Annotated in this window: 20 protein-coding genes; 5 read left to right on the top strand and 15 right to left on the bottom strand. The window is 61.5% G+C overall.

The features are described from left to right. Positions 1 to 2: 2 nt before the first annotated feature. From N1037_19455 to N1037_19485, 7 genes are all read right to left on the bottom strand, one after another. A complete protein-coding gene (locus N1037_19455) occupies positions 3 to 1,289 on the bottom strand; it encodes an adenylate/guanylate cyclase domain-containing protein (protein ID UWS79392.1) in 1,287 nt (428 codons plus the stop codon). Further along, positions 1,289 to 2,500, bottom strand: a complete 1,212-nt coding sequence (rmuC, locus tag N1037_19460) for a DNA recombination protein RmuC (protein UWS79393.1) — start codon at positions 2,498 to 2,500, stop codon at positions 1,289 to 1,291. Before rmuC ends, N1037_19455 begins: the two co-directional genes overlap by 1 nt. After that, a complete protein-coding gene (gene mutL, locus N1037_19465) occupies positions 2,500 to 4,419 on the bottom strand; it encodes a DNA mismatch repair endonuclease MutL (GenBank protein UWS79394.1) in 1,920 nt (639 codons plus the stop codon). The genes rmuC and mutL overlap by 1 nt, the downstream gene beginning before the upstream one ends. Before the next feature lie 123 nt (positions 4,420 to 4,542). Then, a complete protein-coding gene (locus N1037_19470; protein ID UWS79395.1) occupies positions 4,543 to 5,472 on the bottom strand; it encodes a metal ABC transporter permease in 930 nt (309 codons plus the stop codon). Further along, on the bottom strand, positions 5,469 to 6,674 hold the full coding sequence (locus N1037_19475; GenBank protein UWS79396.1) for a metal ABC transporter permease: 1,206 nt from the start codon (positions 6,672 to 6,674) through the stop codon (positions 5,469 to 5,471). The genes N1037_19470 and N1037_19475 overlap by 4 nt, the downstream gene beginning before the upstream one ends. Positions 6,675 to 6,687: 13 nt before the next feature. Continuing rightward, positions 6,688 to 7,467 (bottom strand): metal ABC transporter ATP-binding protein, encoded by a 780-nt coding sequence (locus N1037_19480; protein UWS81405.1) that lies wholly within the window; start codon positions 7,465 to 7,467, stop codon positions 6,688 to 6,690. A 41-nt stretch (positions 7,468 to 7,508) separates the two neighbouring features. Continuing rightward, positions 7,509 to 8,444, bottom strand: coding sequence for a zinc ABC transporter substrate-binding protein (locus N1037_19485; protein ID UWS81406.1), 936 nt, complete (start codon positions 8,442 to 8,444; stop codon positions 7,509 to 7,511). A gap of 236 nt (positions 8,445 to 8,680) precedes the next feature. Here N1037_19485 and deoC point away from each other — a divergent pair, with 236 nt between their 5' ends. The 3 genes from deoC to N1037_19500 are packed head-to-tail and all read left to right on the top strand — an operon-like array spanning position 8,681 to position 12,271. Then, on the top strand, positions 8,681 to 9,670 hold the full coding sequence (deoC, locus tag N1037_19490; protein UWS79397.1) for a deoxyribose-phosphate aldolase: 990 nt from the start codon (positions 8,681 to 8,683) through the stop codon (positions 9,668 to 9,670). 4 nt (positions 9,671 to 9,674) lie between these two features. Further along, positions 9,675 to 9,932, top strand: coding sequence for a DUF1272 domain-containing protein (locus N1037_19495; protein UWS81407.1), 258 nt, complete (start codon positions 9,675 to 9,677; stop codon positions 9,930 to 9,932). Further along, a complete protein-coding gene (locus tag N1037_19500; GenBank protein UWS79398.1) occupies positions 9,929 to 12,271 on the top strand; it encodes an aldehyde dehydrogenase family protein in 2,343 nt (780 codons plus the stop codon). Before N1037_19495 ends, N1037_19500 begins: the two co-directional genes overlap by 4 nt. Positions 12,272 to 12,396: 125 nt before the next feature. Here the strand turns inward: N1037_19500 and N1037_19505 are convergent, their stop codons facing one another. The 7 genes from N1037_19505 to N1037_19535 form a co-directional block, all read right to left on the bottom strand. Next, positions 12,397 to 13,722: an insulinase family protein gene (locus tag N1037_19505; protein UWS79399.1), complete on the bottom strand. Its 1,326-nt coding sequence runs from the start codon at positions 13,720 to 13,722 to the stop codon at positions 12,397 to 12,399. Beyond that, positions 13,719 to 15,083 (bottom strand): insulinase family protein, encoded by a 1,365-nt coding sequence (locus N1037_19510; protein UWS79400.1) that lies wholly within the window; start codon positions 15,081 to 15,083, stop codon positions 13,719 to 13,721. The genes N1037_19505 and N1037_19510 overlap by 4 nt, the downstream gene beginning before the upstream one ends. Before the next feature lie 332 nt (positions 15,084 to 15,415). Continuing rightward, positions 15,416 to 15,937, bottom strand: coding sequence for a DUF3035 domain-containing protein (locus tag N1037_19515; protein ID UWS79401.1), 522 nt, complete (start codon positions 15,935 to 15,937; stop codon positions 15,416 to 15,418). Positions 15,938 to 15,992: 55 nt separating this feature from the next. Next, positions 15,993 to 16,478: a signal peptidase II gene (gene lspA / locus N1037_19520; protein UWS79402.1), complete on the bottom strand. Its 486-nt coding sequence runs from the start codon at positions 16,476 to 16,478 to the stop codon at positions 15,993 to 15,995. A gap of 18 nt (positions 16,479 to 16,496) precedes the next feature. Further along, entirely contained in the window at positions 16,497 to 18,086 is a 1,590-nt protein-coding gene (gene purH, locus N1037_19525; protein ID UWS79403.1) for a bifunctional phosphoribosylaminoimidazolecarboxamide formyltransferase/IMP cyclohydrolase, read from the bottom strand. Positions 18,087 to 18,117: 31 nt separating this feature from the next. Continuing rightward, positions 18,118 to 19,872, bottom strand: coding sequence for a heparinase II/III family protein (locus N1037_19530; GenBank protein UWS79404.1), 1,755 nt, complete (start codon positions 19,870 to 19,872; stop codon positions 18,118 to 18,120). 106 nt (positions 19,873 to 19,978) lie between these two features. After that, a complete protein-coding gene (locus tag N1037_19535) occupies positions 19,979 to 21,241 on the bottom strand; it encodes a methyltransferase domain-containing protein (GenBank protein ID UWS79405.1) in 1,263 nt (420 codons plus the stop codon). A gap of 115 nt (positions 21,242 to 21,356) precedes the next feature. On the opposite strand from N1037_19535, the gene N1037_19540 reads away from it, so the two are divergent. Then, positions 21,357 to 21,569 (top strand): DUF1674 domain-containing protein, encoded by a 213-nt coding sequence (locus tag N1037_19540; GenBank protein ID UWS79406.1) that lies wholly within the window; start codon positions 21,357 to 21,359, stop codon positions 21,567 to 21,569. 28 nt (positions 21,570 to 21,597) lie between these two features. Then, a complete protein-coding gene (locus tag N1037_19545) occupies positions 21,598 to 21,930 on the top strand; it encodes an antibiotic biosynthesis monooxygenase (GenBank protein UWS79407.1) in 333 nt (110 codons plus the stop codon). 110 nt (positions 21,931 to 22,040) lie between these two features. On the opposite strand, the gene dapB is transcribed toward N1037_19545, so the two are convergent. Further along, positions 22,041 to 22,850 carry a 4-hydroxy-tetrahydrodipicolinate reductase gene (gene dapB, locus N1037_19550; GenBank protein UWS79408.1) on the bottom strand — a complete coding sequence of 270 codons (810 nt, stop codon included), beginning with the start codon at positions 22,848 to 22,850 and terminating at the stop codon, positions 22,041 to 22,043. Positions 22,851 to 22,878 lie beyond the last annotated feature (28 nt).

The raw sequence follows: 22,878 nt of genomic DNA on the forward strand, positions 1-22,878 counted from the left end.
GCTTAGCCCTCCAGTGCCCCACGTCCGAAGATTTCGACCCCGCTGCTGCGCCCGCGCAAGTGCTCCGCCGGCAGCGCAGACCAGCCCTCGCGCGCGGGCTCGCTTCCTGCCGCCTGCAGCACCGCCGCCGAGGCAATCACATCCACGCCTGCCGATTTGGTCAGCTCTTCCAGACGCGCCGCCGTGTTCACCGTATCGCCAAAGACCGAATACTCCAAACGCTGGGCATCGCCGACCACACCGGAAAAAACCTCGCCCAGATGCAGACCAATCCCTACACGCACCGGTTCGCGCCCCTCAGCCTGACGCTCTCTGCCCCAGTCCTTCAGCTCCACCAGCAGGTCATCAACACAGGCTAGGGACCGGGCCGCAGCGCTCTCGCCTTCAAACAGGATCATTGCAGCATCGCCGATGAACTTGTCGATCATACCCTGGTTCTGTCCCACCGCACGCTGCACGCGGCGGCGAAACTCGCTGATATAGGCGCCGACTTCTTCTGGTGCCCGGCCCTCGGACCACTGGGTAAAGCCGCGAATATCGACAAACATCACCACCATTTCCTGCTGGCGCCCTTTGCGCAGCTCGCTCAGCTCACCCGCCGCCAGCCGGTCCGCCATTTGCGCCGGCAGATAACGGGTAAGATTGGCGCGGGCGCGGGCATCCGTGATCGAACTATGCAACAGCTGCCGCGCCCGGTAAGCGGCCACAATCAACACCAATCCGCCCAGGGCAATCATCACAATCCGCACCATATTTGGGGGCAACAACAGCATGAACTCGGCACGCGCAGCCAGGTCAGGTGTGATTTCTTCGGGTTGCCAGAGCGTCAGATAGAACAAACCTCCCACCGTCAGCACCACACAATAGGCCTGCAGATAAGGATTAAACCGCAACACCGCAAAGGCCAGAATAACCGGCACCAGCCAGGTGGGCGGCAACAAAAAGGTCAGCTCCCCGGGAAAGCCGGTATTGCTCAGTCCCGCCCATGTGTTCACCAGCATGAACAGACAATCCAGCGTCACCGCTGGCCAGACCATCCAGCGCCGAAACCGCCCCGAGGTGGCCAGCCAATAAGAGATCGCCCCCAGGACAAAATACGACAGCAGCGTGAGCAGCGCCAATAGCCACTGGATCCTCAGATAAGACTGGTCTGCGCCCTCTCCCTTTACCAGGATCAAAAAGGCGGCCAATAAACAACCAGCCACGGCGACACGCAGAACGGCCACCATCCGCTCAACCTTCACCTCCGCCTGACGCAGTAGTTTTGTATCCAGAGGTTCGCTTTTCATTATGGGGTCTGCTCCAGGGGCGCAATAGTGCCAGCGACATCGCCGGCGATCTCTTCAAAATCAAAATTATCCAAACGCTTGGCCCGTTTTCCGGCCTTTTCAGCGCTGACTTGGATCTCGGCTATATCCTTGGCGGCTTGGCCAAAATGGCGGTCCAGATTGCCCACCCGTTCCCCTAAGCGTTCCATATCCCGGTACAAAAGCCCCAATTCAGACCGTATCGCCCCGGCCTGTTCGCGCATCCGCGCATCCTTGAGGATCGCGCGCATGGTATTCAGTGTCGCCATGCAGGTGGTGGGGGAGACAATCCAGACCTTGGCGGCAAAGCCTTCCCGCACCACGGCGGTGAAATTGGCGTGCAGCTCTGCATAAACCGCCTCTGAGGGCAGAAACATCAACGCGCCTTCGGCGGTTTCACCATCAATAATGTATTTTTCCGAGATCGCAGTGATATGGGCCCGCAGCGCCGCTTTCATTTGCCGAATGGCATAGGCTTTCTCGTCGCGGCTCTCGGCCCGGTGCAGCGCCTCATAGGGCTCCAGCGGGAATTTACTGTCGATGACAATTGGCCCCGGCGGGTTGGGCAGATGCACCAGGCAATCGGCGCGTTTGCCGTTGCTCAGGGTCGCCTGCATTGTGTAGCTGCCCGCCGGCAGCGCCTTGGAGACGATGTCAAACAGCTGAATTTCCCCAAAGGCGCCGCGAGTTTGCTTGTTGGACAAAATATCCTGCAGCCCCAGCACATCCCCCGACAGTTTGGTGATATTGTCCTGTGCCTTGTCGATCACCGCCAGACGTTCCTGCAACTGAGTGAGCGAGGTTACCGTGCGTTTGCTGCTGCCATGCAGGCTTTCCTGCATGCGCTCCTGCATCTGCGCCATGGACTGCGCCTGGCGCAGGGCATTGTCCGCCAGCCGGTCATTCATATGCTGCTGCACCGCAGTCAGGCGCGCCTCGACCGTCTGCACCATCTGCACCTGTGCGCTCGCCTGGGTGTCGGACACATGCTGCAAACCGCCCTGCAATTGATGCACAGATTGGCCCAGCTGGCCGATCTGCCCCGTGAGCGGCCCCATGGCCCGCGCCACCCGCGCCGAGGCCCGCAGCGACAGGACGAGCAGCAACACCAGCAGGGCAGCAAACCCGCCCGCCAGAAGGATCAGCAGCCCGACCTCATTCATTGCCTGAACTGCCTCCTCCATGCCCTCCATCAGCTGCGCCCAAACAGCCGTTCGATATCGGCAAGCTTCAGCTCCACATAGGTGGGGCGACCATGGTTGCATTGGCCGGAATGCGGTGTTGCCTCCATTTCGCGCAGCAGCGCATTCATCTCTTCACCGCGCATGCGCCGACCGGACCGGATCGACCCGTGGCAGGCAACCCTGGACAGGATCGCCTCCAGCCGCGCCTGCACCAGCTGGCTTTCGCCCTGGTCGTCCAGCTCATCCAGAATATCTTTTACCATGGCCTCTGCGTTCACCTCTCCCAGCAATGCGGGGGTTTCACGCACGGCGAGGGCATTTCCGCCGAAAGCTTCCAACCCGAGGCCAAATTTCTTCAGCGCCTCCGCATGGGCCAAGATGCGCGCGCAGTCATTGCTGCCCAACTCAACAATCTCGGGGATCAACAAGGCCTGGGCCGCGACGCCATTCTCCGCCATCTGCTGCTTCAGCTTTTCATAGACCAGCCGCTCATGGGCCGCATGTTGATCGACGATCACCATACCGTCAGCGGTCTGGGCGATGATGTAGTTTTCATGCACCTGCCCGCGTGCCGCCCCAAGCGGCAATTGCTCGGCCCCGGGGGCGGTGGTTTCGGGCGCATCCGACACGGGCCCCGGGGCCTCGGTTAGGCGGCCACTGTATTCTCCTTGCAGCTCGGCAAAGCCTTCGGTCTCCGGCGCGCCATATGTCAACGGCGGTGCTGGGGAAAACGCGGGGTGTTGCCCGGCATAGGACGCCGTCCGCGCCCCCATGGAGGGGCGATCCATCTGATAGACCCGTGCCGCGCCGCTGGCGGTTGGCGCCTCTGGCCGCATTGCTCCCAATGTGGCGCCGGCCACCGTGGTCGAGGCCCGATGCCCGGCCTCGGCCAGGGCGTGTCGCAGTGCCGAAACAATCAGCCCACGCGCAAGCCCAGGATCGCGAAAACGCACTTCGGACTTCGCCGGATGTACATTCACATCCACCAGGGTAGGGTCACAGTCGATAAACAGCGCCGCCGCCGGATGGCGATCACGGCTGAGAAAATCAAAATAGGCCCCCCGCAGGGCTCCGGTCAGCATCTTGTCCTTGACCGGCCGCGAATTCACAAACAGGAACTGCGCCACCGCAGCCCCGCGCGAATAGGTCGGCAGGGCGGCATAGCCAAACAGGCGAATACCCTCGCGGGTGGCATCTATACGCAGCGCGTTTTCCGCAAATTCCCGCCCTAGCACCGAGGCCAGGCGCCCATGCAGCGCGTCAAACAAATCGCCAGTCAACGGATCTGCCCGAAAAGTCACCCGACCTTCACCGCCGCCAGAAACATCGCGCAGGGTGAACCCCACCGAAGGCTCTGCCATGGCGAGCCGTTTCACCACATCGCCAATCGCCTGGGATTCCGCCCGGTCCGTGCGCATGAACTTCAACCGTGCCGGGGTGGCATAAAACAAGTCGCTCAGCTCGACGATGGTGCCGGAGCGCAGGGCCGCAGGGCGCACCGGTTCCATCTTGCCCCCCGCCACCCGGATCTGCGCCGCATCATGGCCTTCGGCCCGGCTGGTTATGGTCAACCGCCCCACAGCACCCAGACTTGGCAGCGCCTCGCCGCGAAAGCCAAAGGTATGGATATTCAGCAGATCGGTGCCATCAATTTTTGAGGTCGCATGGCGCGACAACGCCAGCGGCAGATCGCGGGAGGTCATGCCACAGCCATCATCCGTCACCCGGATCAGGGTCTTGCCGCCATCTGCGATCTCGATGGTTATACGCTGCGCGCCGGCATCAATGGCGTTTTCCACCAGTTCCTTGACGGCCGAGGCCGGGCGTTCCACCACCTCGCCAGCGGCGATCCGGTTGATTGCACTGTCATCAAGCTGACGAATGGTCGGGCGATCATGATCGCTGATATGGGGGTCTTGGCTGCTCATACCGCTAAATTTAGCAGCTTCCCACGATTCTACCACAGGGTCTGGTGCAAAAAACGAACAAGAGGGGAACAAAAATATGCTCCCCACTCTGTGGTCTAACCTGTCAGCCTGCTGCGGTCTGCGTCAGACGCCCACCGGCGCGCCGGACCGGCCACGACAGGGACCAAAACGGGCGGCAATGGCCAGGATCACCCCAGAAACCGTGGCAATCATGCCCGCAGCGCTAACAGCATCTGCCGCCCCCAGCCACAGCGGCCCAAACCCTGCAAAGATATAGCCCAGCACCGCCGAAAGCACCGCAAAGAGAACACTCCAGGCAATCTGCGCTTCCAACCGGTTGGTCATCATGCGCGCCGCCGCGGGCGGGCAGATAAACATGGCGATCACGATGATCGAGCCCACCGCATCAAAAGCCGCCACAGCGGCGACAGCGGCGGTAATCACCAGTCCCAGCCCCAACAGATTGGTGCGGATCCCCATGGTGCGGGCAAAGCCTTCATCAAAGGTGGAGATTTTCAACGCCCGCCAGAACAGTGCAATGAACAGACAAACCCCGACCAGCGTCAGCGCCATACGCGGCAGCTCAGCCGGGATATAGCGCAGCGCCTCCGGGTCCAGCAGCGAGGCCCAGCCGGTGGCATCCAGCCAGATCAGGCTTTCCAGGTTGCCATAAAGCGCATGTTCCACATCCAGATGCACCGCTGAGGTATCACTTTGTTCCAGCAACAACACCCCGGCGGCAAACATGGAGGTAAACACCACGCCCATGGCTGCGCCCGGCTCAATCCGACCCAGACGGCGGATTGCTTCGATCATCACCACGGCAAAAACTGCTGCCGCCGCCGCGCCCAGCATCATCGGCCAGGCGGCGATCATCCCGGTCACCAAAAAGGCCACAACAATGCCCGGCAGCACCACATGGCTGATGGCATCGCCGATCAGGGCCTGTCGCCGCAACAACAGGAAGTTCCCCGGCAAGGCACAGGCCACGGCGGCAAAAATGCCAATCAGCATTGGCGTCAGCGACAGGGGCACAAACTCTTCACCGCTCATGACATCACCTCGCGTGGGCCACCGATCTGGCGGTCGATTTCCTGAATTTGATCCTGCGTCAGCACCGTTTCAATGTCGCGTAGCCCATCATATAGCGCCGCTGCCGCCTCATGGGTGATATCACTGCGCACCACTTGCCAGCGGCGCTCGTCGCGCAGCGCCTTGGCAGCGCGGGCGCGGCCCCTGGCGGTTGCCACCCCATCGGCGCGAGTCAGTCCTGCGCGGCGCAACAATCGCAGAGTGAGGCTCTCGTAGATTGCCTGGCCCTGCGCCAGCGCCAACAGCCCCTGACGCAGATGCACCCGGCGCTGGAACCGCAGATGGCGCAGCACTGCCGCCAGTACACCGCGATTGGGTGCCAGAAACAGGGACAGCACAAAGAAGGCAAAACTAACCAGAACAATCAGCGGCCCCGTCGGCAGGTTGGGCGCCGAGGCGGACAGGGCCGCCCCCAGATAGGCAGCCACACCGCCAAACAGGCCGGCAAGAAAGACCACATGGTCGGATCGTTCCGACCAGAACCGCGCGGTAACAGCGGGAATGATCAGCAGCGCCACGATCAGGATCAGTCCGACAATTTTCAACCCCACAACAGTGACCGCCATGACCAGCCCCATCATCAGCATGTCGATACGATCTACCGGCAGGCCACGGGCGGCGGCATATTCGGGATCAAAAGCCACCAGGGTCATCGGCCTGCGCATCAGCAAAACCAGCAACAGCGTCACAGCCCCGCCTGCCGCAATCACCACCGCATCACTATACAGCATGCCCGCAGTAGAGCCGAGCAGGAAGCCCTCCAGCCCCGCCTGACGTCCGACACCAAGCGTTTGAATAACCGTCAGCAATACAATGCCAAGGCCAAAGAACACCGACAGAACCGCACCAATAGCGGCGTCCTCGGCCAGGCGTGTGTTGCGGGTCAGCCAGTTCATGCACCACAGGCCAATCGCAGCAGAAACCGCCGAGCCCAGCAAAAGCCCCGCCAGATTGCGGCCATCCCCCCCGGCGAAGGCCATCACCAGAAAGGCGATGCAGACACCGGGCAAGGTGGCGTGACTGACCGCGTCCGAGACCAGCGCGCGTTTGCGCAGAAACAAAAAGGTGCCCGTGATCCCCGCCGAGGTGCCCAAAAGCGCGGCCCCCAGGGCAACAAGCGTGGCATTATAGCCGAGCTGAAGCAGCAGAGCGTCCAGTAGCATAGGGGTGCTCCTCTCAGACCTTGGCCAGTTGATCAATTTGCGAGGTTGCCAGCCGCCCGCCATAGGCCGCCTGCAGGGTCTCTTCGGTAAAGGCCTGGGCCACCGGGCCTTCGGCAATGCTGCGGGTGTTGATCAGGAAGACATTGTCGAAATACTCGGTGACGGTGGCCAGATCGTGATGCACCACCACCACGGTTTTCCCGGCCTCACGCAGGGATTTCAAAACCGCGATAATCGCCTTTTCAGTGGCTGCATCCACCCCGGCAAAGGGTTCGTCCAGCAGATACAGGTCCGCCCCCTGGGCCAGAGCACGGGCCAGAAACACCCGCTGCTGCTGACCACCCGAAAGCTGGCCAATCTGGCGGCTCGCAAAATCCGCCATGCCAACACGGGCAAGACAGTCCAAGGCTTTGGCGCGATGGGCGCGTTTGACCCGCCCCAACAGGCCCAGTTCGCGGTACAGCCCCATCAGAACCACATCGATCACCCGTGTCGGGAAATCCCAATCAACGCTGGCGCGCTGCGGCACATAGGCGATCCGGGCGCGTTGCTCTGCCAAAGAGCGGCCAAAAACTGTCACCCGGCCAGAGACAGGTGGAACAATGCCCAAGGCCGCTTTGAGCAGGGTTGATTTCCCCGCCCCATTGGGGCCGATGATCGCTGTCATCTGTCCCGGTTCAACGGTCATATCTACCGAGAATACCGCCGGTTTTTCACCGTAAGTTACGGTAAGGCCGCGAATGGCAAGGGGGCTTTGGGCGATCTTTGCATTCTGCGCCGCGCCGCTGTCCATATGGGCCGCAACCGGTGTTTCTACAATTTCTACTGTCACAGTCATAATCCCGCCGAAAGCTTTCCATCCATGCCGCGGGCCGGGGTTTCTACCGCCCCAAGCGCCCTGGCAATGCTTGTCATATTATGATCCAGCATCCCGAGGTATGTGCCCTCATAGGTGCCGTCAGCGCCCATCGCATCCGAAAACAGCTCCCCGCCGATAGAGACCTCATGCCCCTGGGCAGCCGCCCCTTCGATCAGGGCCCGCATGGAGCGATCAGAGACCGAGCTTTCGACAAAAACCGCTTTGATATCGCGTGAGACCAGCAGATCAACCAGCTCGCCAATCCGGTTCAACCCGGCCTCTGACTGGGTGGAAATGCCCTGAATGCCCAGCACCTCAAATCCAAAGTCACGGCCAAAATAGCCAAAGGCATCATGGGCGGTCAGCAGGACGCGGTTGTTTTCCGGCACCTGAGACAGGACATCTGTCCCATAGGTGATCAGCCGGTCCAGGTCTGCCAGATGCCTCGCGGCATTGGCGGCAAAAACCTCTGCCGACTCGGGGCGCGCCGTGGTCAGGGCCTCTTGCACCTCTGCGACAACCAGTTTCCACAGCACGGGGGTCATCCAGACATGGGGGTCATATTTGTCGGCATAGTCATCATGGCCCCGCAGCAGATCCTTTGGCAGCCCTTCCGCCACCGCCACCACTGGTCGCTTGCGTTCCAGATCATGGAAAAAATCCTGCATCTGCGCCTCAAGGTACAGACCATGCCACAGCACCAGATCAGCCCGGGTCATGGCCACAATGTCCGAGCGCGTCTGACGATAGCCATGGGGATCCACCCCCGGTCCCATCAGGGCCTGGACCTTTACCGCATCGCCACCAATCTGACGCGCCGCATCTGCGATCATTCCAGTGGTCGCCACCACTTTGAGCGGCGCCTCGGCCAGCACCCGGCCTGCGGTCATCGGCAAAGCCAGAAGCATCATCAGGCCCAGATAGGCAAAGTGTCTCATACGCATGGGCCGGAGCCTCCTGTTTGTAGCGGGTGGGTTGAATATGAGAATGATTCTCAACTTAGTCAATGAAATTGCGACTTATTCGCAAGAAACTTCTCTGACGTTTGTCCAAAAGGTCAAAATCGGACCCGCCTCCTGCGTGGTTTACTTGCCAAGATGCCGCACCCGTGCGACTTTTGCGCAGAACTCTGTTGAGGATCCCCGGAATGGAAAGCCAAACCTTGCAAGATACAAAACCGCTAGCACTGGCCCAGGAGCCCCGCAACCCGGGCATGGACCTGGATCTGGACTGGGTCGCAGGCGTGCAGGCCAATACTTCTGCGATCGAACGTCGCTGCGCCACGCTGCCTGCACGGCGCAGCGTCAAAAAGGACTATCAGGCCGCCTGGTTGCTCAAGGCGGTGACCTGCATCGACCTGACCACCCTGTCCGGGGATGATACCGAAGAGCGCGTGCGCAGGCTCTGCGCCAAGGCGCGTCAGCCGGTGCGCGGGGATATCCTGCAGGCGCTCGACATGCCGCCACTCACCACCGGGGCGGTCTGCGTCTATCACGAAATGGTCGCAGCAGCGGTTCAGGCACTGAAAGGCACCGACATTCCCGTCGCGGCGGTCTCCACCGGCTTTCCTGCCGGGCTGTCGCCCTTTCACCTGCGGGTCGCCGAGATCGAGGAAAGCGTCAAGGCGGGCGCCAAGGAGATCGACATCGTGATCTCGCGCCGCCATGTTCTGGCGGGCAATTGGCAGGCGCTGTATGATGAAATGCAGGCCTTTCGCGCGGCCTGCGGCGAGGCCCATGTCAAGGCGATCCTCGCCACCGGAGAGCTGGGGTCGTTGCGCAATGTGGCGCGGGCCTCGCTGATCTGCATGATGGCCGGGGCGGATTTCATCAAGACCTCCACCGGCAAGGAGAGCGTCAACGCCACCCTGCCTGTCAGCCTGGTGATGATCCGCGCCATCCGCGACTATTACGACCGCACCGGCTTCCGCGTTGGCTACAAACCCGCCGGAGGTATTTCCAAGGCCAAGGATGCGCTGATCTATCTGTCGTTGATCAAGGAAGAGCTGGGAGATCGCTGGCTCCAGCCCGATCTGTTCCGCTTTGGCGCCTCCTCCCTGCTGAACGACATTGAACGTCAGCTGGAACACCACACCAGCGGTGCCTACTCTGCCAGCTACCGCCATGCGATGGCCTGAGCAGATGCTGGAGCTGAGACCAAATTGTGAGTGCTGCGACCGCGATCTGCCGCCGCAGAGCCCAGAGGCCCGTATCTGCACCTTTGAGTGCACCTTCTGCGCCGATTGCGCCGACAACATCCTCAAAGGCACCTGCCCAAACTGCGGCGGCAATCTTGTGCCGCGCCCTCTTCGTCCCGCAGCGGCCCTGCTGCGCCATCCTGCCTCCAGCCAACGGGTGCTCAAACCCCAGGGCTGCACGGCTAAGGAGCCGATACAATGACCATCAAAGAGAAGTTCGACGCCATGGATTACGGCCCTGCCCCCGAAAATGCCGCCGAGGCCTTGGCTTGGCTGATTGATCAGGGCGATCGTTTTGGCCATTTCATCAACGGTGCCTTCACCGCGCCCCAGGATGGGTTTGACAGCCGCAATCCCGCAACGGGTGAGGTACTGGCCACCCTGAGCCAGGCTACCCAGGACGATGTTGATGCGGCGGTAAAATCCGCGCGCACAGCGCAGCCAAAATGGGAAAAGCTCGGCGGACCGGGACGCGCCCGTTTCCTCTATGCCATTGCCCGGCTGCTGCAGAAACACGCCCGCCTGTTTGCGGTGCTGGAAACGCTCGACAATGGCAAACCAATTCGCGAAAGCCGTGATATTGATATCCCGCTGGCGCAGCGCCATTTCTACTATCACGCCGGCATGGCCCAGCTGATGGAAAGCGAACTGCCCGAGGCCCAGGCGCTTGGGGTCTGTGGCCAGATCATCCCCTGGAACTTCCCGCTCTTGATGCTGGCCTGGAAGGTCGCGCCTGCGATTGCCATGGGCAATACCGTGGTGCTGAAACCGGCAGAATATACCTCGCTCACCGCGCTGCTGTTTGCGGATATCTGTCAACAGGCCGGCCTGCCCAAGGGCGTGGTCAATATTGTCACCGGCGATGGCGCCGTTGGTGAAATGATCGTCGCCGCAGAGTTGGACAAAATCGCCTTTACCGGCTCCACCTCTGTGGGGCGCCGCATCCGCGAAGCCACCGCAGGCACCGGCAAGGCGCTGACCCTCGAGCTGGGGGGGAAATCGCCCTATATCGTGTTTGACGATGCCGATCTGGACTCCGCTGTGGAAGGCCTGGTCGATGCCATCTGGTTCAACCAGGGGCAAGTCTGCTGCGCCGGCTCGCGGCTGTTGGTGCAGGAAAGCATTGCCGATCGGTTCTATACCAAGCTCAAAGCCCGCATGGACAAGCTGCGCATCGGCAACCCGCTGGACAAATCCATCGACATCGGCGCGGTGGTGGATCCGGTGCAGCTGGACACAATCACCACGCTGGTTGCCGGCAATCAGGCCGGGGAAACCTATCAGCCCAGCCTGCGTCTGCCGCCCCAGGGCAGCTTCTTCCCACCCACCCTGATCCAGGGTCTGGCCCCGTCGGATCCGCTGATGCAGGAAGAGATCTTTGGCCCGGTGCTGGTCTCCTGCACCTTCCGCACCCCCGCCGAGGCGGTGGAGCTGGCCAATAGCAGCCGCTACGGGTTGGCGGCCACCGTCTGGAGCGAGAATATAAATCTAGCGCTGGATCTGGCGCCAAAACTGGTGGCCGGCGTGGTCTGGATCAATGGCACCAATATGTTTGATGCCGCAGCCGGGTTTGGCGGTGTCCGTGAAAGCGGATTTGGCCGCGAAGGCGGCTGGGAAGGGCTCAGCGCCTATACCCGCCCCAAAGGCAAAACCAAACCGCTGGCGCCTGTCGCGGCCTTTGCCGGCAAACAGGATAGCCACAGCGCCGATCCGGTGGACCGCACCGCCAAGATGTATATCGGTGGCAAGCAAGCGCGACCCGACAGTGGCTATTCAAAGCCCGTCTTCAACAGTCACGGCGGGCTTTTGGGTCATGTGGGCATGGGCAGCCGCAAAGACGTCCGCAACGCAGTCGAGGCCGCCGCCGGAGCCAAGGCCTGGTCCAAGACCACCGGCCATCTGCGGGCGCAAATTCTGTATTACATCGGCGAGAACCTGTCAGCGCGGGCGGATGAATTTGCCCATCGCATTGATGCTATGACTGGTAAAAAGGCAGGAGCCAAAGAGGTTGAGACCGCGATTGAACGGCTGTTCACCGCTGCCGCCTGGGCCGACAAATACGACGGTCAGGCCCATGGTGTGCCCATGCGGGCGGTTGCCCTGGCCATGAAAGAACCCGTCGGGGTGATTGGCGCGCTCTGCGCCGATGAGGCGCCGCTGTTGGGGCTTGTCTCGGTCATGGCGCCTGCCCTGGCCATGGGCAACCGGGTGGTGCTTGCCGCCTCGGGTCCCTTCCCGCTGGCCGCCACTGATTTCTATCAGGTGCTGGAAACCTCGGATGTGCCCGCCGGCGTGGTCAATATTCTGACCGGCGAGGCTGCGGAGCTGGCACAGCCCCTGGCCGCCCATATGAATGTGGATGCGGTCTGGAGCTTTTCTTCAACCGATCTGGCGCAGACCATCGAAGAGGCCTCGGCGCTCAACCTCAAACGGACCTGGGTCGCCCATGCCGCGTCGCTCGACTGGAGCCACGATCACAGCCGCAAGTTCCTGTTGGAAGCCACCGAAGTGAAAAACATCTGGGTGCCCTACGGCGAATAGGGAAAACCCCCAGATTCAGGCCCGGCGAAAGCGCGGGTGCAAAACAACAGGGCCGGGGAAATCCCCGGCCCTGAACGCTATGCTGTGTCGCCTTTTGTTGGCCCTACGCCTGAGCGCTTGACCCGTCAGGGGCTGGCGATCAGCCCCTCAGGTCGGCCAACCACAACAAAATGTAGCGCCTCGGGCAGCAGAATTTCACTGGCCACCTGATTGATCTCCTCCAGGGTGACCGCGTTAACCTTATCATTGCGGGTCTGGACATAGTCGATGGGCAGGTCATCTATCTGCATCCCCACCAGGATTGAGGCAATCCGGCCATTGCCGTCAAAGCGCAGCGGATAGGCCCCGGTGAGATAGGTCTTGGCGTCTGTCAGCTCTTTCTCGGTGACGCCATCGCTGGCAAGCCGCTGCCATTCGCCCTGAATTACCTCCACCGCTTCGGCCATTTTGCCATTCGCAGAGCCCAGCTGCCCCATATAGACAGAGGCCAGATCCTGCGGCACCAGATAAGAATAGACCCCATAGGTCAGGCCGCGCTTTTCGCGCACCTCTGTCATCAGGCGACTGTCAAAGGAGCCACCGCCAAGGATCTGATTCATGATATAGGCGGCAAAGAATCGGGGATCATCCCGGGTGATCCCCATATGACCAAACAGCGCCACCGATTGCGGCGTGTCGTAATCAACAATGCTGATGCCGCCAGAAATCGTCACCTCGGCCGGGCCGGGCAATGGCGCGCCCGTAGGCGCCATGTCCCCCAGAAGCCGGTCCAACAGCGCGCCCAGCTCATCAGGGGTGATATCACCGACAGCACTGACATAAAGTCTGTCGCGGGCAAAAACGGCCTCATGGGCGGCAAAGATATCCTGACGGGTCAGCGCGGAAACACTGTCTATGGTGCCCTTGCCAGAGCTGCCATAGGGGTGATCGCCATAGGCCATTTCGGCAAAGGCCCGACTGGCGATCTTGTTGGGGTCTTTCAGATCCGACCGCAGCCCGGCCAGCACCTGCGCCCGCACCCGGTCAAGCGCATCCTGATCAAAGCGCGGCTCTTGCAGGGTTTGGCGCAGCAAACCCACAGCCGCATCGCGGTTTTCACTGAGAAACCGCGCCGAGACCGACAGGCTGTCCCGGTCCGCGTCATAGCCAAAGCTGGCCGCCAGATTTTCAACCGCACGGGCATAGGCCTGCGCCCGCATCTCGCCAGAGCCCTCTTCGAGCAATCCAGCCATCATATAAGTGGCGCCACGTTTGCCCGGCGCATCCAGCGAGGTGCCGCCGCGAAAGCGCAATTCAAGTGCAGTAAAGGGGATCGAGTGGTCCTCGACCAGCCAGGCGGTAATCCCGCCGGGAGAGGTCACTTCGTTGATTTTAATCTCGGCCTGCGCGGGCAGGACCAACAGGGAAACCCAGGCAAAAACTGCCATCGTCAAAGCTGTAAGACGCATCATTCGCCCTCCTCCTGCCGCATCATCCAGCCCGTCACCGAGGCTTCGGGGCGGAGCAAGTTTTGCGCTGCGGCAATGATTTCATCCGAGGTGACAGACTGCAGTATCTGCGGCCAGTCCTGTACATCCTGCACCGTCAAGCCCGAGGTCAGCGCCCGGCCATAGCGATTTGCAATCCCGTCCACATTATCGCGGGCATAAATCTCCGACGCCCGCAGCTGCAGCTTGATCCGCTCCAGCTGTTCGGCATCGACGCCCTCGGCCAGGAAGGCACTCACGGTGGCATCCAGCGCCGCTTCGGCCTGGTCCAGGCTGACGCCCTCGGCAGGTACAATCAGAAAGTCAAAACTGGTCTTGTCCAATGACACACCCGAATAAAACGCCCCGGTATAGACCGCGACCTGCTGGTCAAATTGCAGCGCATTGGACAGGTAGGAGGTGGACCCACCCCCCAACAGCTCTGCCAGCAGATAAAGCGCTGCCGCCTCTTCCTGGGCTCCGGCGTTGCGCTCGGTTGCCAGATAGGAGCGCTGAACATAGGGCTGGGCCACGCGGGGATCGCGAAAGATCAGCCGCCGCTCGGCGTTTTGCGGCGGCTCTTTGCTGCGGGCCCGCACCTTTGGCAGATCAGGGTTGGCCGGAAGGCTGCCATAATAAGTCTCGGCCAGGGATTTGACCTCTGCGGGGTCAACGTCCCCTGAAACCACCAGAATGGCGTTATTGGGCGCATAGAATGTGCCGTAAAAGGACAGGGCATCGTCGATGTCCAGGGATTCCATCTCGTGGCGCCAGCCAATCACCGGCTGACCGTAACGATGGTTGAGATACTGCGCCGCGTTCAGCTGCTCGCCAAACAGGGCGCGGGGACTGTTATCGGTGCGCTGGTTGCGCTCTTCCAGAATGACTTCCCGCTCGGTGACAATCTCTTCTTCGGAAAGACGCAGATTGACCATGCGGTCACTCTCCATCCGCATCATCAGCTCTAGCCGATCTGAGGCAACGCGCTGGTAATAGGCGGTGTAATCGTAGCTGGTAAAGGCATTGTCGCGGCCACCATTGGCCGCCACGGTCGCCGAGAGCTCACCAGGGGCAAGGGTATCGGTGCCCTTGAACAGAAGATGTTCCAGAAAATGCGCCACCCCGGATTGACCAATGGGTTCATCCGCGGAGCCGGCGCGATACCAGACCATATGCTGCACCACCGGCACCCGGTGATCCTCTACGACGACAACTTCCATGCCATTGTCCAAGGCAAAACTGGTCACCATATCATCCGGTCCCGCAGCGCCATCCTGCGTGTCGGCCAGAGCCGCCGTCAGGCTAAAGCTTAGCACGGTGGCCGCCAAAGCAATCCTTGGGAACATTCGGCACTCTCCTCATTGTTGACCTTGCGGCCCTTGGGCCAGGCCCCATATTTGGGGCAGCCCTGTACTCTATTCAACCTACGCCCCTGACATCTGGGCGCAAGCGACACTCTCGCAAAGGTGAATACTGGCAGAGCCTCTTGCCCCAGCCCATTTCCAGCCCAATTTCCGTCGTCATGACGGTAGCAAGACCGGGTGAATCATAGATGAAACACCGGGAAATGAAGCAGCCGAGACAGCAGCGCCAGACAGACCCGCTAACGCATACGGGGCCGCGCAAGCAGCCCCATCAAGCCAGGTCAATCAAACCCATTTCAGTAGAGAAAACGCCGTTATTCTTCGTTCCGGGGCGGTGCCGAAGGTGTTGCAACCCCAGCCCGGCGAAAGGCTTCATTGGCCGCAAAGGGATCAAGCGTTTGTTTGGAATAGATCTGTTCGTAGCGATCAACAGGCGCAATCTTGATCCGCCCACCGCGACGTCTGCGTTTGAGGAAAGCTGCGTCCTCGCTGGCCAGCACCTGGCGCACATCCGCAGACACGCCATAGCGGCTGGAGGCGGTGACCAGACCAGAATCGCTGGCAGGGATCGCGTTGCCGGGCAGCAGGGCAGCAGGTTTGCCTCCCAAGGCAACAACAGCCTCGGCCTGCGGGTTCACATCACTGCGGTTTTGCCCACCCGGGGTTGGGGTTGGCAGGGCAGTATAGTTCTCAGGGGCGCTCAAAGGTTTGGGCGGCAAGACAAGGAACTCATCCGGTCCGGTGCCGGTACTGCGGATATCCCGCAGCTCTTTTCGGCCGCAGCCAGATACAGCCACAGCACAAATCAGACCGATAATCGCCAGAGGAATTCGCATTTCCCCAATACTCCCGACAGTTTCAACGCGGTTTTAGCCTATTTCCCAATGGAGGTCACGCAGGCTTTTTGATGCGCCCCTCAAACAGGATCAAACCCGCTGCTCCGGCAAAGATGAACACATCCGCCAGATTAAAGACATAGGGATTGTTCAGCCCACAACAGGACATGTTGAGAAAGTCGAGCACATAGCCATAAAGCAGACGATCGGCGACATTGCCAAGCGCACCGCCAATGACCAGCCCCGCCGAGACCTGCATCAGGGCGCCCTTGTCGCGCCCGCGCCCAATCCAAAGCACCAGCGCCAGGCAAATCGCCAGCGACAGAGCAATCAAAATCCAACGGGCACTCTCGGTGCCATCGCCAAACAAGCCAAAATTAATGCCGGTGTTTTCGCCATAGCGAAAATTCAGCAGGGGCGGCAGCACATCAATGCTGAGACGCCGTGACAGGCCCATCCAGTGGATGACCAGGTATTTGCTGGCCTGATCCAACAGAAAGGCCCAGAAGGCGCCCCAAAATATCATACGTGCTGCTGCCATGTTTTGCTCGTGTCTGGTTTAGTGACGGAAGTGGCGCATGCCGGTAAAGACCATGGCGATGCCCTGGGCATTGGCTGCCGCGATCACCTCATCGTCGCGCATCGAGCCACCGGGCTGGATCACGCAGGTCGCGCCTGCAGCCGCCGCTTCCAGCAGGCCATCCGCAAAGGGGAAGAAGGCGTCTGAAGCCACAGCCGATCCTTTGGCGAGGCTTTCGTCCAGGCCCAGCTCATCCGCCATGCGCTGCGCCTTGGAAGCGGCCACATTGGCACTGTCCAGGCGGCTCATCTGGCCGGCACCGACGCCAACGGTGGCATTGCCTTTGACATAGACGATGGCGTTGGATTTGACGTGTTTGGCAACCTTCCAGGCAAAGAGCAGATCCTGCATCTGTTCCTCGGTCGGTGCTTTTTCGGTGACAACCTTCAGATCATCCAGCCCGACATAGCCCACGTCCTTGTCCTGCACCAAAACACCGCCGCCAACCTGTTTGTAGGCGGTTTGGGCCACGCGGGTGTCTGGCAGACCATCGGTCAGCAGCAGGCGCAGGTTTTTCTTGGCGGCAAAGATCGCCTTGGCCTCATCCGAGGCACCGGGGGCAATCACCACCTCGGTGAAGATCTCGACGATTTTGGTGGCGGTTTCTGCGTCCAACGGCTGGTTCAACGCCACAATGCCACCAAAGGCAGAGGTGCGGTCGCAATCAAAGGCCTTTTGATAGGCCTCTGTCAGCGTGGCGCCCTTGGCCACACCGCAGGGGTTGGCGTGCTTGATGATGGCCACGGCGGCGGTTTCAGCCGGGTCGAACTCGGCAACCAGCTCATAGGCGGCGTCGGTGTCGTTGATATTGTTGTAGGAGAGCTCCTTGCCCTGCAACTGCTGCGCGGTGGCAACGCCGGGGCGGTCGGTGCCATCGGTGTAAAAGGCCGCTTTCTGGTGGCTGTTCTCACCATAGCGCAGGGTCTGTTTCAGCTCACCGGCAAAGGCACGGCGACGGGGCGCTTCCAGCTCCAGCGCGCCAGCCAGCCAGGTGGATACAGCCGCGTCATAGGCCGCGGTGCGGGCATAGGCGATTTGCGCCAGCTTACGGCGGTATGCGGGGTCGGTGGCCCCGTTGTTCTGGTCCATGTCAGCCAGGACCGCATCATAGTCGGCCACATCCACCACCACGGTCACATCACCATGATTTTTTGCAGCGGCGCGAATCATCGCCGGGCCGCCGATGTCGATGTTTTCGATGCAGGTGTCATAGTCGGCACCCTTGGCGACGGTTTCCTCAAACGGGTAGAGGTTCACCACCAACAGGTCGATGGGGCCAATGCCGTGCTCGTCCATGGCTTTGACGTGATCGGCATTGTCGCGCAGCGCCAGCAGCCCGCCATGCACCATCGGGTGCAGAGTTTTCACCCGGCCATCCATCATTTCAGGAAAGCCGGTGATATCGGCCACATCTTTGACCGTGAGGCCCGCCTCGCGCAGGGTCTTGGCAGACCCACCGGTGGACAAAAGCTCAACGCCGCGGGCGCTCAGCGCCTTGCCCAGGTCGATGAGACCGGTCTTGTCGGATACGGAAAGCAGGGCGCGGCGGATGGGGGTCTGGTCGGTCATGGCAGGGCGGTCCTTTACAGGCTCATTAGGCTCAGTCAAAAATTTCGGGCTCATCCCGATTCAGGTCGCGCACGGCAATCGCAGTCTCCTGCGCCTTGCTGAGCGTCCACCGGACGCGTGTCGCATACTCGATTGCGCGACCAGATAAAACGATCTGCTTTGACGCACGAGGCTTTAATCGCGTTTTTTCCAGATAAACACTGGGTTCCAGCTTCAAATCGCAGCTGCCGTCGTGGCGAAACACCCAAATCTCGCCGCTCTTCAGTGCCATCGACACCGCCGAGCCCCCCAGATCCAGCGCAGAATCCACCTCAGGGTGGAGATGCAAGCGCAGCTCAAACCCGACGCCCTTGGCGCCCGAGTGATCAAGCACCTTGGAAAAGACCCGTTTGGCCGGATCTTCGATGGCCACCAACAGATCTTCGCCAGACAGGCTGCGACCATCATCCGACAGCTCCAGAGTGCGGGCATGGGTCAGGCCAAAGCCTCGCAGATAGCCGTCATGCCCGCCCTGAAAGCGATGACCTTCGGCCTGCTCATCCAAAGCGACCTGCACCTCGCCGGGGCCTTCCACCAGCAGTTCCTGGCCAGTGGTGCGATCCGGAGCCGCCAGCCGGGCGCTGGAATGCCCTGCCAGACACAGGGTTGAATGCGACGGCGTTGCCCGTCCGGCGCGACGCCATTCCAGACCAAAGGTCTCTCCCGAGCCGCAGTTGACAATCAAAGGCCGCCGCCCCGAAGTCAGTTCAAACGCCAGTGTCGATGCATGGCCATTGCTGGAGGCCGCACCCTGTGGGGGCACCGCAGCATCAATCACCACAGAGGTTCTGCGCGCCGCCAGACGAGCATACCCCATAGCCAGCCCGTCACGGTGATCTCCTGTCACGTGGCTGGCCGCCAGGGCATGATCCAGCCAGCCTTCCAAGCCACGCCCGCCACCATGAAACCGCGCCAGCCCGCCATCCGCATGACGCAGCGTGCGCAGTGCCGGGGCAATCCGCTCGATCGCCGCTGTCTGTGCCGCAGGCACCGTGCGACCGGCCTCATGCAGGGCGGCGGCGGCCCAGGTCAACAGGGTAAAGACTTCCAGCAGCTCTTCGGGATTGCGCGTCGGCACGCCGCCCTCGGCATCTATCTGGCGCTCGCATTCCGCCGCCAGGGCCCGGATCGCCGGATCCGCCAGCTCTTCGCGGCCCTGCAGCGCCAAACCGGCATAGATCAGACCTGTCAGGGCCTCAAACCGGGGCAATCCCGGCGAGGCTCCCTGCCAGCGCTGGGACAGAAACCAAGTCTGCTGCGACAGGGACTGATAGAACACTTCGGTCTCGGCGCGGTCTTTGCTGCTGAGCAGGAACAGAGCATGGTTGATCCAGCGGATCACCCGGCGGCCGGTCAGATCCGGCGACCAGGCCAAAGCCGCCCCTCGCCCATTGCCTGCGCCATGGGTTTCGATCCAGCCCCAGACCCATTTCTGCGCCTTGACCCGTGCCTTGATATCGCCAACCGCCGCCAGATCATCAAGCCAACCAAAGCCCTGACGTTCCGCCTCAAAGGCCGCATCCGGTGCGTTGACGTCCCACAGGCCGGTGGTTTCTGATTCGACCAGATAGCCGGCAAACAGCAGATTGCCCGCCACCAGCTGACGGCCACGGGCAAAACTGCCAATGGTGCGAGGTTCGGGTTGCGAGACAAACCCGGTGGCTGCTGGCTGCTTGCGGGCGCGCCAGGCGTATAGCCTATTCATCATGCGAGTCCCGCGACCCGCTACTCTGTCGTATCTGGACATGCTCTCTGCCTCACGCCTGTGTGCCTGTGATTGGCCGACGTTTTGGCAAAAGGATAGCCGCCTTGGCGCATCAAGTCACCGATGAAAGCGACCTCACGGTGCAGCCCTAGGCAGATTTGCGCAAAAGCGCCATGTAAAACCCGTCTATCCCGCCCTGCTGGGGCCAATAGTCTGGCCGCAGACGCAAGCCACCTTCTTCGGTGATCCAGGCCGGATCAATCCCCAGCGGCGGCAGCACATCGCGGTCTACGGTCATATCCGGGAACATCTCCAGCGCCTCCTCAACTTGGCACTCGCCCTCATCCGGCAGCAACGAACAGGTGCAAAACACCATGCGCCCACCGGGTTTTACCAGGCTCCAGGCATGGGCCAGCATCTGCGCCTGCAACTCGATCAGCGCACCAAAGGCGCTGCCGTCTTTGGCATGGGGGAGGTCCGGGTGGCGGCGAATAGTGCCGGTTGCCGAACAAGGCGCATCCAGCAACACCGCATCAAACTGCCCGTCCTGCTCCAGCGCATCCCCCACAACCAGATCAGCTGTCAGCCCGGTCCGGGTGAGGTTTTCCTGCAACCGTTCCATCCTGGCGGCCGAGGTATCAACAGCCGTCACGCTGGCACCGCTGGCCGCCATCTGCATGGTCTTGCCCCCAGGAGCAGCACAGAGATCCAGCACCCGCTCGCCCGCTTTGGCCTGCAACATCTGGGCGGGCAAGGCGGCGGCAGCATCCTGCACCCACCAGTCACCTGCACCATAGCCGGCCAGGGCCGAAACCTGACCGGCCTCTTGCAACCGGAGTGATCCTGTCGCCAGGGCAGTCCCGCCCAACGGCGTCAGATCCGCGCCCGGCTTGCCGGTGATATCCAGGGGCGCCCCGGCATAGTGCGCCGCCTCGATCTCCAGCATCGCCTCAGCCCCCCAGGCCTCCGCCAGGGGCTTGCGCAGCCATTTGGGCAGGCGCGGCACCCGCAGCTTTGCCCATTCCGCCGGGCCTTGCTCCGCCACTTTGCGCAAAACCGCGTTGACCAGGCCTTTCAGCTGTCCATGGCGGCGATGCTTAGAGATAATTGCCACCATATCGTTCACCACGCCATGCGCCGCCGCCCCGTGGCACAGCTCAACCGCGCCCAGACGCAGCGCATTCTGTACGGTCAGCGGTGTCGATTTCTTCAGGTGTTTTTGCAGCACCCGATCGGCGCGTTCCAGGCTGCGCAGGGTTTGCAGGGTCAACCGCTGGGTCCGGGCGCGATCCTCAGGCGTCAGACGCTCCAAGGCGCCCGCCGCATAACACTCCGCCAGAAGGCGCCCTTCACCCAGAACCTGATCCAAAAGATAGATCACCGTACGGCGGGCCTGAGTTCCATCGGACATTGCTGCTCTCCTTGGCATAGACGCGCGCCCCGCTTGCCACAGCGCCGACGCCAGAGGTGGCTTGTCCCCACCAAAAAGGGGCGTATATCATGGCCACAGCATAAAGGAACCCGCCATGAGCGCCGAAACCCCGCCCGCCAAACAGGCTGAACCAACCATTGATCCCGATCTGCCCGCCGCCGCCCAGCGCGCCCTGGCAGAAGCCGCCGAACGGCGCAAAGCCGCAGAGGCCAAAGCCAAGCCACCGGTAGAGCTGGGCGGGCGCGACGGCCTGGACCCGGCCCGCTACGGCGACTGGGAGAAAAAAGGCATCGCCATCGACTTTTGATGCCCTGTTTTTGCAAGGATCACCGCTGATGATTCTGGAAATCCGCCGCTACACCCTGCACCCAGGCCAGCGCGAGACCTCTATTAAGGTCTTTGAAGAGATGAACCGCGCCGCTCTGCGCGAGGCCGGCATGTTGGTCTTTGGCCCACTGCGCGACCTCGACGATCCAGACAAAGTCCATTGGATGCGCGCCTTTCAAAACCTTGAACACCGCGATGCAATCAAACAGGCCTTCTACGACGGTCCGGTCTGGGCGCAAGACGTCGAACCCTTGGTGATGCCACTCATTGCCCATTATGAGGCCTCAGTGGTGGAAACCACCCAGGGTTTTGAGGGATTTAACGAGACCGCCTCACTCTGATCCCGGCGACAAAGCCCATATCCAGATCAATAGACTAGGGCTTTCATCTTTCTAAAAATACCTCCGCCGGAGGCAGCGGCCTGCAAAGGCCGCCCCTGCAACCTGGCCTGTCAAAGCCCCAGAACATCCAGCATGTCATATTCGCCCGGTGCCTTATCCTGGCCCCACAACGCGGCTTTCAAAGCGCCACGGGCAAAGATCGCCCGGTCAGTGGCCATGTGGCGCAATACGATGCGCTCCCCAGCGGCGGCAAACAGCACGTCATGCTCCCCGACGATGTCACCACCCCGGATAGCGCTGAACCCGATATCGCCGCGCTTGCGCGCGCCCGTAATGCCATCACGCCCAGAGTCCGAGACATCCGCCAGGGTCACACCGCGCCCCTCGGCGGCGGCCTCGCCCAGCATCAGCGCGGTGCCCGAGGGCGCGTCGACCTTGTGATGGTGATGGGCCTCGATCACCTCAATATCAAAATCCTCATCCAGGGCTGCGGCGACCTTTTTGGTCAGCTGTACCAAAAGATTGACCCCCAGGCTCATATTGCCGGCCCGCACCAGAACCGCATGGCGTGCTGCGGGTTCCAGCTGGGCGATCTGCGCCTCGGACATGCCGGTGGTGCCAATCACATGCACCGCCCTTGCCTGCGCCGCCAGTTTGGAGAAGGCAAGCGTCGCCTCCGGTGAGGTGAAATCAATCACCGCCTGGGCCTTTGAAAAGGCCTCCAGCGGATCATCGGTGACCACGACACCAATGGCGCTGCCCCCCATGGCAAGCCCCAGATCCTGACCAACCCAGGCATGGCCCGCGCGTTCCACTGCCCCAACAAGCCGTGCCTTGTCGCTGTCCAGAACCGTCTTGATCAACATCTGCCCCATACGGCCAGAAGCCCCTGTAATCACGATGCCTGGTGTCTCGGTCATTGCTGTGGTCCTCGCCCTTGGATGGATG

The organism is Phaeobacter sp. G2 (genome assembly GCA_025163595.1).
GTDB lineage: Bacteria > Pseudomonadota > Alphaproteobacteria > Rhodobacterales > Rhodobacteraceae > Pseudophaeobacter.